General features: G+C 36.8%; 13 protein-coding genes. 11 read left to right on the plus strand and 2 right to left on the minus strand.

Annotated elements, in window-relative coordinates:
• Position 1 precedes the first annotated feature (1 nt).
• From BJL90_RS09415 to carB, 11 genes are all read left to right on the plus strand, one after another.
• The gene (locus BJL90_RS09415; protein ID WP_070967037.1) at positions 2-766 is read left to right on the plus strand and encodes an HpcH/HpaI aldolase family protein; all 765 of its coding nucleotides are present in this window, start codon (positions 2-4) and stop codon (positions 764-766) included.
• 152 nt (positions 767-918) lie between these two features.
• Entirely contained in the window at positions 919-1,584 is a 666-nt protein-coding gene (locus BJL90_RS09420; protein WP_081561923.1) for a transporter associated domain-containing protein, read from the plus strand.
• Positions 1,585-2,108: 524 nt separating this feature from the next.
• Positions 2,109-4,070, plus strand: coding sequence for a type I glutamate--ammonia ligase (locus BJL90_RS09425; RefSeq protein WP_070973126.1), 1,962 nt, complete (start codon positions 2,109-2,111; stop codon positions 4,068-4,070).
• 127 nt (positions 4,071-4,197) lie between these two features.
• A complete protein-coding gene (locus tag BJL90_RS09430; RefSeq protein ID WP_070967040.1) occupies positions 4,198-4,638 on the plus strand; it encodes a YtxH domain-containing protein in 441 nt (146 codons plus the stop codon).
• Between the two features lie 39 nt (positions 4,639-4,677).
• The gene (locus tag BJL90_RS09435; RefSeq protein ID WP_070967043.1) at positions 4,678-5,082 is read left to right on the plus strand and encodes a hypothetical protein; all 405 of its coding nucleotides are present in this window, start codon (positions 4,678-4,680) and stop codon (positions 5,080-5,082) included.
• A 162-nt stretch (positions 5,083-5,244) separates the two neighbouring features.
• A complete protein-coding gene (gene argC, locus BJL90_RS09440; RefSeq protein ID WP_070967046.1) occupies positions 5,245-6,285 on the plus strand; it encodes an N-acetyl-gamma-glutamyl-phosphate reductase in 1,041 nt (346 codons plus the stop codon).
• Positions 6,286-6,299: 14 nt separating this feature from the next.
• Positions 6,300-7,526, plus strand: a complete 1,227-nt coding sequence (argJ, locus tag BJL90_RS09445; RefSeq protein ID WP_269466261.1) for a bifunctional glutamate N-acetyltransferase/amino-acid acetyltransferase ArgJ — start codon at positions 6,300-6,302, stop codon at positions 7,524-7,526.
• 12 nt (positions 7,527-7,538) lie between these two features.
• The gene (argB, locus tag BJL90_RS09450) at positions 7,539-8,393 is read left to right on the plus strand and encodes an acetylglutamate kinase (protein WP_070967053.1); all 855 of its coding nucleotides are present in this window, start codon (positions 7,539-7,541) and stop codon (positions 8,391-8,393) included.
• 14 nt (positions 8,394-8,407) lie between these two features.
• The gene (locus BJL90_RS09455; protein WP_335617835.1) at positions 8,408-9,607 is read left to right on the plus strand and encodes an aspartate aminotransferase family protein; all 1,200 of its coding nucleotides are present in this window, start codon (positions 8,408-8,410) and stop codon (positions 9,605-9,607) included.
• Complete coding sequence (carA, locus tag BJL90_RS09460) at positions 9,604-10,686, plus strand: glutamine-hydrolyzing carbamoyl-phosphate synthase small subunit (protein WP_070967058.1); 1,083 nt, start codon at positions 9,604-9,606, stop codon at positions 10,684-10,686. Before BJL90_RS09455 ends, carA begins: the two co-directional genes overlap by 4 nt.
• Positions 10,687-10,697: 11 nt before the next feature.
• Positions 10,698-13,892: a carbamoyl-phosphate synthase large subunit gene (gene carB / locus BJL90_RS09465; RefSeq protein ID WP_070967060.1), complete on the plus strand. Its 3,195-nt coding sequence runs from the start codon at positions 10,698-10,700 to the stop codon at positions 13,890-13,892.
• Positions 13,893-14,173: 281 nt separating this feature from the next.
• Here the strand turns inward: carB and BJL90_RS09470 are convergent, their stop codons facing one another.
• Both BJL90_RS09470 and BJL90_RS09475 read right to left on the minus strand, forming a co-directional pair.
• Complete coding sequence (locus tag BJL90_RS09470; protein ID WP_070967062.1) at positions 14,174-14,626, minus strand: DUF3788 domain-containing protein; 453 nt, start codon at positions 14,624-14,626, stop codon at positions 14,174-14,176.
• A 94-nt stretch (positions 14,627-14,720) separates the two neighbouring features.
• Positions 14,721-15,182 (minus strand): GyrI-like domain-containing protein, encoded by a 462-nt coding sequence (locus tag BJL90_RS09475; RefSeq protein WP_070967064.1) that lies wholly within the window; start codon positions 15,180-15,182, stop codon positions 14,721-14,723.
• Between the last annotated feature and the right edge of the window lie 29 nt (positions 15,183-15,211).

Genomic DNA, 15,211 nt, shown 5'->3' on the forward strand with positions numbered 1-15,211 from the left:
TATGGGTAATTTAATACAACAAAAACTAACCCAAGGGCAGTCTGTAGTGGGACCCTTTATGAAGCTGCCAAGTACAGCGGTGGTGGAAATCATGGGACTAGCTGGTTTTGACTATATTATAATCGATTGTGAGCATGGACCTTTAAATATTCTTCAGGCGGAGGAAATGGTTAGAGCTGCCGAGCTGACGGGCATATCATCAGTGATCAGGGTTGCTGATAAAGATCCAGTGATGATCTCAAGAGCTTTAGATATAGGGGCAACAGCTGTACAGGTTCCTCAAATATGCTGCAAAAAGGATGCAGAGGATGTAGTAAAGGCGGCAAAGTTTGCCCCCTTAGGAGAAAGAGGGGTTTGTCGATATGTAAGGGCAGCAAAATATACCGCTATAGATAAACAAGAATACTTTAAAAAGGCAAATAAAGAGACAATGGTAATTATTCATATTGAGGGGGAAGAAGGGGTAAATAATATCGATGAAATTTTAAGTGTAGAAGGCATCGATGTTATCTTTTTGGGACCCTACGATTTATCACAATCTCTAGGGGTGCCAGGTGAAGTAGAAAATCTTAAAGTAATTGAAAAAATGAAGGAAGTAGCTAAAAAGGCCAAGGAAAAAAATGTAGCTGTGGGAACTTTTGTTGATCATGCAGATGCGGCGGCTAAATGGATGGCATTAGGGGTTCAGTATATCTCTTATTCTGTAGATGTAGGTATTCTTTATGAAAAGTGCAGAGAGGTAGTAAAGCAGATTAAGATAGAATAAAACAGTAAAAAACCTAACTTATGTTAGGTTTTTTTATTTATTAAAAAAAAATAATAAAGACTAATAAATTTTTGTATTGATGATTATCCTTTACAGGTGTATAATTCTTGTATGTTAAATACTTTTAATAAAAAGGAGATGCATGATTAATCGTGAAAGCTCATGATTTTAAGAAGTACCTTACAAAAAGCGTTATGAATTTAGAAGTGATTTTAGCACTAGGTTTAACAATTGGTATTGTTATTGGCTTGGTAGATATCGTGAAGTATATAGCCTATATAATGCACACGGATATTGGTCATACTTACGAAGTCTTTAAAAAGTTTCTTGGTTTTACACTACTGTTGGTGGTAGGTATAGAACTGGTACTCATGTTATTATCCCATTCTACAAGCGCTATTCTAGAACTGATTTTATTTGCTATCGCAAGAAAAATGTTAATCTATAGTGAAACGATGTTGGATTTAGTCTTAGGAACAGTTGCTATAGCAGGGGTATTTGCGATACGAAAGTACTTGATGACAAACAAACAATTTGTGAATGAAGAAGGACGAGTGATTTCAGCTGGTGAATACATTCATGATATTAACTTTGATACAGGCCTTCGTATACCTGAAAACAAAGGAAATACCATCGGTGGCTTAGTATGCAACCTATCGGAGGAAAGCGCAACACCGGTTGAAGAGGGAGCAGAATATGAAACCGGCAATATTAAAATAAAGATTGTAAAGATGAAGGATGGCCTAATAGAAAAAGTGCTATTAAAAGAAACCAAGAAGGACAAGGAAGACAAGGAATTAGAAAAACATCGAGGATAAAACCAGCAAGGACTTAGTTTACTAAGTCCTTTTTCAATTGCAGATAAGATGATACAATATAGATATCTATCTTTAGATAAGCTATTTTGTATTTCAGGCTAGAGTAATTTATAGAGAAAAAGGCAACGATATATACAGAGTATCCTGTAAAGATTTTTTAAAGTGCAGCAGCACTAAAGGGTGCCTTTGGAAGACATATACATAAAAATGCATAAATATAGAAAGCATCGCTAAGCTTAAACGTTAACATACAGGGTCTATGGTTTTGTTTTTGAAAAAACAGCTAAGTACGATAAATGTAGTCTCTAGTATATATGGATTTATAGATAAGTATCTATATATAGATGTGCGCCCTTAACTTTAGAAGCGTGCATCTATATTGATGGGGCTGGTGAAATTTTTATTTACAAATTCACCCCTATAATGTATACTAAAATTTAAATATTGTTTTTAGAATTCGCTACGGAACGAACTAAAGTACAAATTCTATCAAAAATATTCGACTAAAAGGAGGAGATATGATGATGCAGAAGAAAGTAGAAGAACTACTAGAACAAACAATCATTTATTCATTACCTAGCTGGACACATAATAAAGAAGTTCTAACAAAGGTTTTAGAGGCTCATCCTAATATTCAGTTTGTATCTGTGGTGGCAGTAGACCTGGGAGGAAATGATACTGATGAAAAAATTCCCGTTTCTTTGTTCTTAGAAGATATGGAAGAGTTTTTGAGTGTAGGTGTTCAAACAGATGGTTCCAGTGTTATGCTTCAAGGAATTGCTACCCTAAATAATGCTAAAGTTGATTTGATTCCTGACCTGGATGTAAATTGGTTTGTAGATTACAACTACGATCACTTATATGAAGGTAATGGGCTGCCTATTGGTACTTTAAGAATACCAGCATTTTTAGAACATGATGATAAGCGAGTAGATTCTAGATCTGTGTTAAAGAGAACTGCAGACTATTTTACCCTACAAATACAGGAACTCTTAAAGAAACATCCTCATTTATTGGAGGAGTTAAATATTGCTTCCTATGATGAAGTAGCGGAGGTGGTTTTAACCACAGCGACAGAGTTAGAGTTTTGGGTAAAAACCCCTGAAGACTATGCAGATGAAGAAAAGCTTTCTACTTCTCAAATGCTAAAGGAACAGTACTGGAAAAGAACTAAAGGGAGTGTAAGAACAGCTTTGGAAGAAACCATTATGTTGATGGACAAGTATGGTTTTGCACCAGAGATGGGTCATAAAGAAGTAGGCGGGATTACAGCAAAGATCGGTGTTACTGGAAAATTAAATCACGTTATGGAACAGCTAGAGATAGATTGGAAGTATAGTACAGCGCTGCAATGTGCTGACAATGAGCTTTTTATTAGAGAATTGATTGAGGAAATATTTGAAAATCATGGTTTAGAAGTAACCTTTTTAGCCAAGCCTATCGAAGGGGTGGCGGGAAGTGGCAAACATACCCATATGGGAGCAGGATTGAAACTGAAGAATGGTAAATATATTAACTTATTTGCACCTAAAAATATGCAGCATAGTTATGTTAACACAGTAGGCTGGGGAGCCTTAATGGGATTATTAAAAAATTATGAAGTAGTGAACCCATTTGTAACCTCTACCAATGATGCTTTCAACCGATTAAAGCCTGGCTTTGAAGCACCTGTATGTATTGTAGGTTCTGTAGGACATACCCCAGAGGTACCATCTAGAAATCGTACGGTATTAGTAGGTTTGGTAAGAGATATCAATAACCCTCTGGCTACGCGATTTGAATTAAGAGCACCTAATCCAACAACCAATGCATACTTATGTATAGCAGCTTCCTATCAAGTGATGTTAGATGGGATTCGGGCTGCGGTAGAAAGTAAAATGGATGATAAACAGTTAGAAGCAGAGTTTTCTAAAAAGGCTGGAGAGGAAAAGTTGTATTTAGAAAAGGATAGAGCTTATCGTAGCGAAGAAGATGTTTTTGAAGATTTTACAGAGGAAGAAAGAAATCACTTGTTTGCTAAGCCACCAGCTACTGTATGGGAAAACCTAAAGGGGCTTGAAAATTATCCAGATAAAAAGAAAGTGTTGTTTTATGGAGAAGTATTTAGCGAAGCTATTGTTAATTCCTATAAAATATCTATGTTAGACCAATGGGTGAAGGAGTTAACAGGAAGAATTATTGTTGATAATATGGCTTTAGTAAGAAATTGTAAAAAACTTCATGGTGCTGATAATGTTACCGATCTAGATGTGGTAAATTGGGAGAAGATGAATGCTATTAGAAATTACCTGATGAAGGACAGTCTAGAAAAAAAATCCCTGTTTACTCAAATTAGAGAGGCAGTTGAAGCTAAAGATTTTGATCTGGTATCAACATTGCAGTTGGAGATGATGGAAAAAGTCAGCTGTCTAAAACAACTATATGTTATCTATAGAAGAAATCTTTTAGAAGAAGTAAATGGATATCACGAGCAGTACAGAATATAATAAAAAAGTCTTGTCTTAGGACAAGACTTTTTTATTACTAAAAACACTGTTTTTCAATGTTCTTTTAGGGTATAATGAAAATAATATCCAAATTTATGTAATTTAACTATATAAAGGAGTGAATAATATGAACTTAAAAAATGCACAAAAGAAAGTAAAAGAGTTAAGATTACTTCTAGATCCTAAAGCAGCAGCTAAGGCAAAAAAAGAAGAAAGAAAAAGAGTGATGAAAAAGGGGCTGGCATTGGGGACATTTTTTGGAGGACTAGCTGGCATATTCTTGGCACCAGATAGTGGAGAAAATACTAGAAGAAAGACCAAGGAAGAACTAGAAAAAATAAAGGAAAACCTGCAGACCAATATTACAGAAGGAAAAGAAAAGCTAGGAGTGAACTTTGAGGAGGGCAAAGAAAAAATCGTTGAACTTTATGAAGATAAAAAAGAAGTAATTAGTCAAACATTTTCCACATTGAAGGAAAAAATAAAACCTCATATTGAACCTAATATAGTGGAGGAAGAAGAACTAGACATAGAGGAAGAAGATGAGCTAGCAAAAGAAGAAGCATAATAGCTATAGAGAAAATACAAAAACAAGGTGGGAAGTAAAATGGATTCAGCCATTACGATTACTTTAGGGCAGCTATTTAACTTTTTGTTTGCTTTACTGGGCATTGCATTATTTGTTATTCTTTTTGTTTTGCTTTATAAGGTGTATGAAACCCTAAAGCAAGTAAAAGAAATTTTAACAAAAAACGAAGAAAATATTGAAGAAACCTTAGAACGGATACCAAAGGTTCTGTATCATATAGAAGAAATCAGTGGTGTTGTGAACGAAGAGGTAAAGAATGTTCAGGGAGTTGTGAGAAACATAGAAGAAACAGTGGAGTATACAGCTTCTGCAGCACAAGGTATTCATGAAGATATATTAGAGCCCATTCGAGATATTTTTCATATTATCTCTTTTATAGCAGAAATATTTCCTAAAAAAAAGAAAAAAAGCTGGTTTAAATAACAGCATGAAAACGTAGGTCAAAAATGACTTGCGTTTTTTTCGAAAAAATCTAAAAAACGATTGAATATTTATAAAAAGTTATGTATAATTAATGAAATGAATAAATATTCCTTGATTATTATAAATATAATTATATAAATACAAAGATAAGAGGGTGACAGTATGATTAAGGTTGGAATTTTAGGGGCAACTGGATACGTTGGAGCTGAATTGACTAGGTTGCTTTCACAACATTCAGAGGTAGAGGTCATGTTTCTAGATTCTAGAAGCTATGCTTCTATGGCCTATAGTAAGGTTTATAGTAATTTCAAGAATATCGTAGAAGACCAGTGTACTTCTGTCAATTTAGAAGAGGATTTAGAGAATATAGATGTATTATTTTGTGCATTACCTCACGGATTGAGTCAAAAAGCAGTAAAAAAAATTATGGAGAAGGGAAAAAAGGTTGTAGATCTTTCAGCAGATTTTCGAATAAAAAGCGTTGCAACCTATGAAAAGTGGTACGGGGTAGAACATGAAGCAGTAGAGGCGCTGGAAAAAGCGGTATACGGATTAAGTGAAGTATATGGTCATGAAATTGCTGAAGCCGATTTGGTGGCAAACCCAGGATGTTATCCTACCAGTGTTTTACTTCCTTTATATCCTCTGCTAAAGGAAAAAATAATTTCTCCAGATGCTGTCATCATCGACGCAAAGTCTGGTGTTTCAGGAGCAGGTCGGACGCCTGGAGATGGGAATCTGTTTGCACAATGCAACGAAAACTTAAAGGCTTATGGTATAGGTACCCATCGTCATACTCCTGAAATAGAACAAGAGTTATCTATAGCGGCGGGTGAAGAGATTACAGTACAATTTACACCTCATCTGATTCCTATGACCAGGGGAATTTTAAGTACGATTTATGCACCAAATAAAAAGGCAGTGAACCAACAAGAAATAAAAGAGGTCTACAAAGCTTATTATCATCACCAGCCTTTTATAAGGTTACTAGAGGATAATGAATATCCTCAAACAAAAGGTGTTTATGCTTCTAACTATTGTGATATTGGTTTGAAAATAGATCCTAGAACCAATAATATCATTATTGTAAGCGCAATAGATAATTTAGTAAAAGGAGCTGCCGGGCAAGCGGTTCAAAATATGAATCTCATGTTTGGATTACCGCAGGAAAAAGGATTGCAACAGCCGCCTATATGGCCATAAGAGAAATGGAGGAGATGACAGTGAAAAAATTTGAAGTATTCAATGGAGATATTACTTCACCGAAGGGCTTTCAAGCTAGTGGAGTGCATATAGGGATTAAGAAGAAAAAAAAGGATATGACACTAATTGCTAGTGATGTTTTAGCAGAAGCAGCAGGTGTTTTTACCACCAATAAAGTTTGTGCAGCACCAGTATTGGTTTCAAAGGAAAATATAAAATCGGGAAAAATACAAGCAATTATTGTAAACAGCGGTAATGCCAACGCTTGTACCGGGGAAGAAGGCTATCAAAATGCCTTGAAAATCACAAAGGTTACAGCAGAAGCACTGCATATAGACCCTGCGGATGTTGTAGTCGCTTCTACTGGAATTATTGGTGTTCCTTTGCCAATGGATATAGTAGTATCAGGGATTAAGAAGGCAGCAAAAGCTTTAAGTCCTAAGGGAGGAGAAGCAGCGGCAGAGGCAATCCTTACTACGGATACGATAGAAAAGAAGATCGCAGTAGAGGTGGAAATAGACAGTAAAAAAGTGACAATAGGTGGTATTGCTAAGGGCTCAGGCATGATTCATCCTAATATGGCGACCATGCTATCCTTTATAACCACAGATGCAAAAATAAAAGGAGACTTTTTACAACAGCTTCTGAAAACAACATCAGACAAGACCTATAATATGATTACAGTAGATGGTGATACCAGCACAAATGATATGGTTTGTGTCATGGCTAATGGGATGGCAAACAATGAAGCATTAAGTCAGGAGCATCCTGAGGTAGAAAAGTTTATAGAAGCTTTTCATTATGTAAATGAGTACTTAGCAAAAAAGATTGTGCAGGATGGAGAAGGTGCTACAAAGTTTATAGAAGTGGAAGTTATTAACAGTAGATCCTTTAAGGAAGCTCAGACAGTGGCAAAGAGCATTTTAAGCTCCAACCTAGTAAAAACCGCTTTCTTCGGTGAAGATGGTAACTGGGGAAGAATTTTATGCAGTATAGGTTACTCAGGTGTAGAATTTGAAGTAGATGAGATAGAGGTTTTCCTAGGGAATAAAGAAAAAATGATAAAAATTGTAGAAAACGGACAAGGAACCGGCTTTAGTGAAGAAGCAATGGAAAAGCTTTTAAAGAGCAAAAAGTTAAAAATTATGGTTGATCTAAAAACAGGAAAAGAAAATGCAAAGGGCTGGGGCTGTGATTTATCCTACGACTATGTAAAGATCAACGGAGCTTATAGAACTTAGGGGGAAAAGGAAATGAAGTTATCGCCATGTCAGAAAGCAGATATTTTAATAGAGAGCTTACCATATATTAAAGCCTTTCATAATCAAACAGTTGTTATAAAATACGGTGGCAATGCCATGATTAACAATGAATTAAAACAAACAGTAATAAAGGATATAGTACTAATGAAATATGTAGGTATGAATCCGGTAGTTGTTCACGGGGGCGGTCCTGAAATTACTGAGATGATGCAAAAACTTGGAAAAGAACCTCAGTTTATAGAGGGTCTTAGGGTAACAGACCAAGAGACGATGGATATTACGGAAATGATCCTATTAGGAAAGATTAATCGCCAGATTGTCTCTTTAATTAATGGTCATGGTGTAAAGGCCATAGGTATCAGTGGAAAAGATGGAAACATGATTTTATCTAAACAAAAAGATCCTAAACTAGGTTTGGTGGGAGAAATAGAAGAAATTGATACCAGTTTAATACACACAATAACAGATAATGGTTACGTCCCTGTAATTTCCCCGATAGGCTGTGGAAGTCAAGGAGAAACCTATAATATTAATGCTGATGAGGTGGCGGGGAGGTTAGCAGCGGCCCTAGGGGCAAAAAAGCTAATACTAATTACGGATGTAAAAGGGGTAATGAGAGATCAGAATGATTCCTCCTCCATCATATCCCATATCAAAACAAAGGAAATAAGAAGATACATTGAAAGTGAAATTATAAGCGGCGGCATGATACCAAAGGTGCAATGTTGTTTTGATGCAGTAACCCATGGTGTAGAAAGAGCACATATCATCGATGGAAGAAAACCTCATTCTATTTTATTGGAGATATTTACAAACGAGGGAATTGGAACGATGATTACAAACTAAAGGGAGGAATAATGATGATAGAAACAATTGTTCAAGAGGGAAATCAATATATAATGAATACCTATAAGCGTGTACCAGTAGCCTTTGTGGAGGGAAAGGATTGTTATTTAACAGATACACAAGGACAAAAATATTTAGATATGATCGGTGGACTAGGCGCCTGCGGCCTAGGCCACAACCACCCTGTAGTGACAAAGGCAATTCAGAAACAGGCAGAAAAACTGATCCATGTATCGAATATTTACTGGATTGAGGAACAAGTAGAACTAGCAAAGCTTCTAGTAGAAAATTCCTTTGGCGATAAGGCATTTTTCTGCAACAGTGGTGCAGAGGCCAATGAAGCTGCTATTAAACTAGCTAGAAAATATGCCTATAAGAAATATGGAGAAAATAGAAACGAGATTATCGCCATGACATCTTCTTTTCATGGAAGAACCCTTGGAACATTAAGTGTTACCCATAATAAAAAATACCAAGAGGGTTATGGACCGATACCAACGGGTTTTAAATTTGCAAACTTTAACGATATAAATTCTCTGAAAAGTATGATTAATGAAAATACTTGTGGCGTTATCATGGAACCTATTCAGGGTGAGGGTGGTGTTACTGCTGCTGAGATGGCTTTTATCAAGGAAGTAAAGGCATTATGCCAGGAAAAAGACATTGTATTAATCTTTGATGAAGTGCAGTGTGGCATAGCAAGAACCGGAAAATTATTTGCCCATGAAAACTATGGGGTTGAACCGGACATTATGACTTTAGCAAAAGCTTTAGGCAGCGGTGTTCCTATTGGAGCAATCATAGCAAAGGATAAGCTGGCAGAAGCCTTTAGCCCAGGAGATCATGGTACTACTTTTGGAGGAAATCCTTTGGCCAGTGCAGTTGCTTTAGCAACCATGAAGTTCATGATAGAAGAAAAACTTTGGGAAAAGGTAGAAGCTAAAGGAAAGTATTTTGCTGAAAAACTAGAGGAATTTGTAGCAAAATACCCTTGGGCAAAGAAAGTAAAAGGTAAGGGCCTTATGGTAGGATTAGAATTAGAAATAGAAGGGGCGCCTATTGTAGAGAAGGCTTTTAAAGAAGGGCTTTTAATGAACTGTACTGCCGGCAAGGTTTTACGTTTCCTTCCGCCGCTTATTGTAGGAGAGCAGGAGATTCAAAAAACTGTAGATATATTAGGTAAGATTTTCCATGAAGTGGGGGAAGAGCAATGAAAGGATATTTGGTCTTAGAAGACGGCATGGTATTTGAAGGTGAAGTTTTCGGAAGTACTCAAGAAGAAACAGGAGAAGTGGTTTTTAATACTTCGATGGCGGGCTACCAAGAAATTTTCACTGATAATTCCTACAATGGACAAATACTGGTGATGACTTATCCTATGATTGGCAATTATGGCATCAATAGTGAAGATATAGAGTCAAGCAAGCCGACCATCAAAGGCCTGGTTGTTAGAGAATTGTGTAAAAACCCTAGCAATTGGAAGAGTGAGAATTGCCTAGATGACTACTTAAAATACCATAATATTATGGGCATTGAAGGGGTAGATACACGAAAATTAGTAAAGCATTTAAGGGAAAAAGGGACGATGAAGGGGATTATTACAATAAGTTTAGATCATGAGCAAGAGCTAATAGAAAAGATGCAGGAAGTGGATATTACAACTAAGAATTATACGATAGATGTATCCACTGAAAAGCCCTATGTGTTGGCGGGTAAAGGTCCTAAAATAGCTTTATTGGATTTTGGTGTAAAACTAAATATTCTTAGAATCTTAAAGTCCTATGACTGCCATATTACTGTATTGCCTTATCAAACAAAGGCAGAGGAGATTATGAAACTAGGAGCAGATGGTATCTTTTTATCTAATGGCCCGGGAAATCCTCAAACTTTGATGCCGGTAGTAGAGAATATTAAAAAGCTTCTTCACCATAAGCCGATATTTGGTATATGTATGGGACATCAGCTGCTATCACTGGCTTTTGGAGCAGACACGTATAAATTAAAATACGGTCATAGGGGAGGTAATCATCCTGTTAAGGATTTGATGACGAATAAGGTTTATATCACTTCTCAAAACCATGGCTATGTTGTAGATGAAAAAACTGTGAATCAAAAAGAATTAATCATTACCCATAGAAATCTAAATGATGGTACGGTAGAGGGCATTCAGCATAAATACTTGCCAGTATTCAGTGTGCAATATCACCCTGAGGCTTCACCAGGGCCTATGGAATCTAAATATTTATTTCAACAGTTTGTATACAATGTCCAACATAGCAAGAAAGCAGTATAGGAGGGTTGACGATGACAAAGCACAAGAACATTAGCAAGGTAATGGTGATTGGATCTGGCCCTATCATTATTGGGCAGGCAGCAGAATTTGATTATGCCGGAACACAGGCTTGTAAGTCTTTGAAGGAAGAGGGCATAGAGGTTGTATTGGTCAATAGTAATCCAGCCACCATCATGACAGATGAGAATATAGCGGATATCGTCTATATAGAGCCTCTAAATGTAAAGGCATTAGAACGAATCATCGATCAAGAAAGACCGGATGGCATACTGCCTACACTGGGGGGACAGACGGGGCTTAATCTAGCGGTGGAGCTTTATGAGCAAGGTGTGCTTTATAAGTATAATGTCAAGCTCTTAGGCACCTCCATAGAAGCCATAAGAAGAGCAGAGGATAGACAACTCTTTAAGGAGACCATGGAGAAACTAGGGCAGCCCATTCCTGCCAGCACGATTGCTAAAACCATTGAAGAAGTTTTGGCCTTTGGTGAAGCAGTGGGCTATCCACTGATTATTCGACCTGCTTATACATTGGGAGGAACCGGCGGAGGTATAGCAAATAATCGTGAGGAGTTATTGGAAATTGGCACAAAGGGATTACGCCTTAGTCTGGTAGGGCAAGTCTTGATTGAAAGAAGTGTCGCCAACTGGAAGGAAATTGAGTATGAGGTTATCCGAGATAAAAATGATAATTGTATCACTGTTTGTAATATGGAAAACTTTGATCCAGTGGGCATTCATACAGGGGACAGTATTGTAGTGGCACCATCCCAAACCTTAAGAAACGAAGAATATCAGCTGCTTAGAACTGCATCAATAGATATTATAAGAGAGCTGAAGATTGAAGGAGGCTGTAATATTCAATTTGCTCTAAATCCAGACAGCACAGAATATGTGGTAATTGAAGTAAATCCAAGGGTAAGCCGATCCAGTGCTTTAGCTTCAAAGGCAACAGGCTATGCTATCGCTAAAATTGCTGCTAAGATTGCTGTTGGTCTAACTTTAGATGAAATCAAGAATCCTGTAACAGGGAAAACCACAGCATGTTTCGAACCAGCACTAGACTATGTAGTAGTAAAAATTCCCCAATGGCCTTTTGACAAGTTTCATACCGCTAACCGCCAGCTGGGTACCCAAATGAAGGCTACCGGAGAGGTAATGGCTATCGATAGAACTTTTGAAGCGGCTCTTTTAAAAGCAATTCGTAGCTTAGAGGGTAGTTACAAAAAACTGTTTTATCTAGGCATTGAGGAATTATTAGCGCCAAATTCTAGCAGAAAAGATTTTACAGAAAAACTTCGAATTCCCAATGATCAAAGGCTATTTACCATCTTTCATGCCTTTAGAAACGGGTATACTGTAGAAGAAATTCATGTACTAACAAAAATTGATGTATGGTTTCTGACAAAAATACAAAATATTATAACCATGGAAAAAACATTAAAACAAGCAGGTATGCAGAATGAGATGATAAAAAAGGCAAAACAAATGGGTATGAGTGATGCGCATATTGCAAAAGTGTTGGAAACAACAGAAGAAGCTGTTATGCAGTACCGAAAAGGGAAAGGCCTGATCCCAGTATATAAACTGGTAGATACTTGTGCAGGAGAATTTGAGTCCTCAACCCCCTATTATTATTCTACTTATGAAGAAGAATGTGAAGCGATAATAAATGATAAAAAGAAGGTCATGGTACTAGGATCTGGGCCAATTAGAATTGGGCAAGGCATTGAATTTGACTACTGCTGTGTACATGGCGCTTGGGCTTTGAGGGATTTAGGGTTGGAAACCATCATTGTCAATAATAATCCTGAAACGGTTAGTACAGATTTTGATACATCGGATAAGCTATATTTTGAGCCATTGACGACAGAAGATATCCTGCACATAGCAGAAAAAGAAGGTATAGAAGGGGTGGTTGTGCAGTTTGGCGGTCAGACGGCTATCAATTTAGTAGAACCTTTATATAAAAGAGGAATAAAAATTATCGGCACCAATCCAGAAGCGATAGATATAGCAGAGGATCGTGAAAAGTTCTCTCGTCTTTTGCAGCAGTTAAATATTCCACAGGCCAAGGGTTATACAGCTAAGAACTTAGAAGCGGCATTAAGCATTGGTGAAGATTTAGGGTTTCCTCTTATGGTTAGACCTTCTTATGTCATCGGAGGCCAATCAATGAAAATTGTTAGAAACCAAGAAGAGTTGATAAACTATGTTACTATGATCAAGGGCATAGAAAAGGAGCTTGCAATTTTTATTGATCAGTATATCGAAGGCAAGGAAGTAGAAATTGATGGTATTAGTGATGGTGAGGAGATCTTTATCCCTGCTATTATGGAGCATATAGAGAAGGCAGGGGTACATTCAGGAGACAGTATGAGTGTATATCCAGCACAAAATTTAAGTGATAAAGTAATCAAAGATATCGTAGATTATACGATGGCTATTGCTAAAGCTTTAAAGGTGAAGGGATTAATCAACATTCAGTATGTAGTCAAAGACGAGAAAGTATTGGTATTAGAAGCCAATCCAAGGGCCTCTAGAACGATACCTATTGTATCCAAAGTAACCAAAGTTCCTATGGTGGCCCTTGCTGTTGGAACGATGATGGGAAAAACCTTAAAGGAATTGGGCTACAGTTCCGGCGTAGGAGAAAATCCTCCCTATGTTGTGGTAAAGGCACCAGTGTTTTGTTTAGAAAAATTAGCCGATGTAGATATATCTTTAGGACCAGAAATGAAATCTACTGGTGAAGTTATGGGAATAGGTAAAACCTATGAAGAAGCCATACTAAAAGCTTTTGAAGCAACTGGAATGAACCTTGCTATGGAGGGAAATGTATTACTATCTGTAGCAGACCGTGATAAAGAAGCATCCTTACCTTTAGTAGGAAAACTGGCAGCAATGGGTTTTGGTATCTTTGCTACAGAAAAAACTGCAGTCTTCTATCAAGAAAATAAGATTCCAGTACTCAAAGTTTTGAAATCTTATGAGGAAATGATGCAATCCTTTAAATCAGGTGAAATTGTGATGACGATTAATACGCCTACAGAAGGAACGGATATGGAGGGAGAGGGTTTTAAACTAAGAAGAAGATCCATAGAACATAATCTTCCTTCCTTTACTTCTTTAGATACTGCACAACAGTTTGTTGATGCTTTGGCATATTATAAGAAATATTTGTACAATGTTATAAGAATTGCTTAGTGAACTCGTACAGCTAAAGCTGAACATCGGGGAATCCGATGGAGACTCTATTCCACCTGATTCAAAGCCCACTTATATAAGTGGGGGTCTTAACGCAGTAAAGTATTTGATAATAAGATAAAAAAGTTATCCATATTGTTAATCATAGTGAATCCTTTTTTAGGGATGCTTCCTTGGGATTGGATTGAATAATTAAGAGAAGAGATGAAAAAAGAGCACTAGTACATAAATTGATACTAGTGTTCTTTTAAAATTTTTTGGAAGCATTATGGCTATTATCACTATAGATATTTCTGAGGATTTTTAGGTTGGTGTTTTAGAAACAGAAGTCGTTTCACATCCTCTAGGATAGAAGCTTTATCGACTTGAATCATTAACCAAAGTGTGCCATTGAAGGGTTTAGCAGCTTTTATCACGCCCAAAACATCAGGCTCAAATTCCTTTGTCATGGCTTCAATTACGGGTAGTAATTCCAATGTTATCACTACTAAAGCAACAAAACCTTCTTTTTCAGGATATAGTGTACAAAGGGATTTACCTAATTTTTTATATTTTATATTCCAACCTGGCTTGCCAGAGCATTTGCTATAGCTTATTCTAGGCGAAGATTTGTAGTTAAGTTGAATAAATGAATTCATATCCTGCCACAAAAGTCTTGCAGACTTATTCATGTAAGCAGATATTTCATCATAGGTGGGGGTGTGCAGGCCATCTAAAATCAAATCCTTTGTCATACTATAAAACATCCTTTCTATATAAGCATACCTTCAACGTACCTTATTGAATGAAGCCATTGATACTAAACTATAAATTTTAGCTGTATGCTTCTTATTTTAATGGAAGCACAATTTTAGTCAGAAGTTCGCTTTCTGCCACATCCATAGGAGAATTATAATAGAATTCATAGGCTGTACCTGTAGGGGTATAGCTATTCTTGCTGATCCACGCCATCATGGCAGTGTAAACTGGTTCCATCTGATGATAGGGGCCTTTATATAAATAAGACACCTGCTTCCCTGCAGGAATTTCGCTAGCTTGGATTTCTCCTTTTCCTGCAAGTGGCTTTGCAACAGAGAAACCCATCTCTACATCCAAATCCTGCATATCCATATTGTAGTACGCAGCAAAGGCAACTTCTTCTGATGGTTTTTCTCCTATTTCATTAAGATACTGAATGATAATACCATAGGCCTTTCCTAGTTCCTGTGGTAGGTTTTCAACAGCGGTTTTAGTCCGCATAGAAAGTACAGGCTGCGCTGGTTTTTCTGCTAATTCAAACTTATAATCCATAAAAGCATCCTCCTTTGTTTTTTTTTAAT

This window comes from Clostridium formicaceticum (genome assembly GCF_001854185.1).
Lineage (GTDB): Bacteria > Bacillota > Clostridia > Peptostreptococcales > Natronincolaceae > Andreesenella > Andreesenella formicacetica.

Coding starts and splice junctions, on each gene's coding strand:
- BJL90_RS09415 (WP_070967037.1), top strand. CDS start 2: ATGGGTAATTTAATACAACAAAAACTAACCCAAGGGCAGTCTGTAGTG.
- BJL90_RS09425 (WP_070973126.1), top strand. CDS start 2,109: ATGCAGAAGAAAGTAGAAGAACTACTAGAACAAACAATCATTTATTCA.
- BJL90_RS09430 (WP_070967040.1), top strand. CDS start 4,198: ATGAACTTAAAAAATGCACAAAAGAAAGTAAAAGAGTTAAGATTACTT.
- BJL90_RS09435 (WP_070967043.1), top strand. CDS start 4,678: ATGGATTCAGCCATTACGATTACTTTAGGGCAGCTATTTAACTTTTTG.
- argC (WP_070967046.1), top strand. CDS start 5,245: ATGATTAAGGTTGGAATTTTAGGGGCAACTGGATACGTTGGAGCTGAA.
- argJ (WP_269466261.1), top strand. CDS start 6,300: ATGACAGTGAAAAAATTTGAAGTATTCAATGGAGATATTACTTCACCG.
- argB (WP_070967053.1), top strand. CDS start 7,539: ATGAAGTTATCGCCATGTCAGAAAGCAGATATTTTAATAGAGAGCTTA.
- BJL90_RS09455 (WP_335617835.1), top strand. CDS start 8,408: ATGATAGAAACAATTGTTCAAGAGGGAAATCAATATATAATGAATACC.
- carA (WP_070967058.1), top strand. CDS start 9,604: ATGAAAGGATATTTGGTCTTAGAAGACGGCATGGTATTTGAAGGTGAA.
- carB (WP_070967060.1), top strand. CDS start 10,698: ATGACAAAGCACAAGAACATTAGCAAGGTAATGGTGATTGGATCTGGC.
- BJL90_RS09470 (WP_070967062.1), bottom strand. CDS start 14,626: ATGACAAAGGATTTGATTTTAGATGGCCTGCACACCCCCACCTATGAT.
- BJL90_RS09475 (WP_070967064.1), bottom strand. CDS start 15,182: ATGGATTATAAGTTTGAATTAGCAGAAAAACCAGCGCAGCCTGTACTT.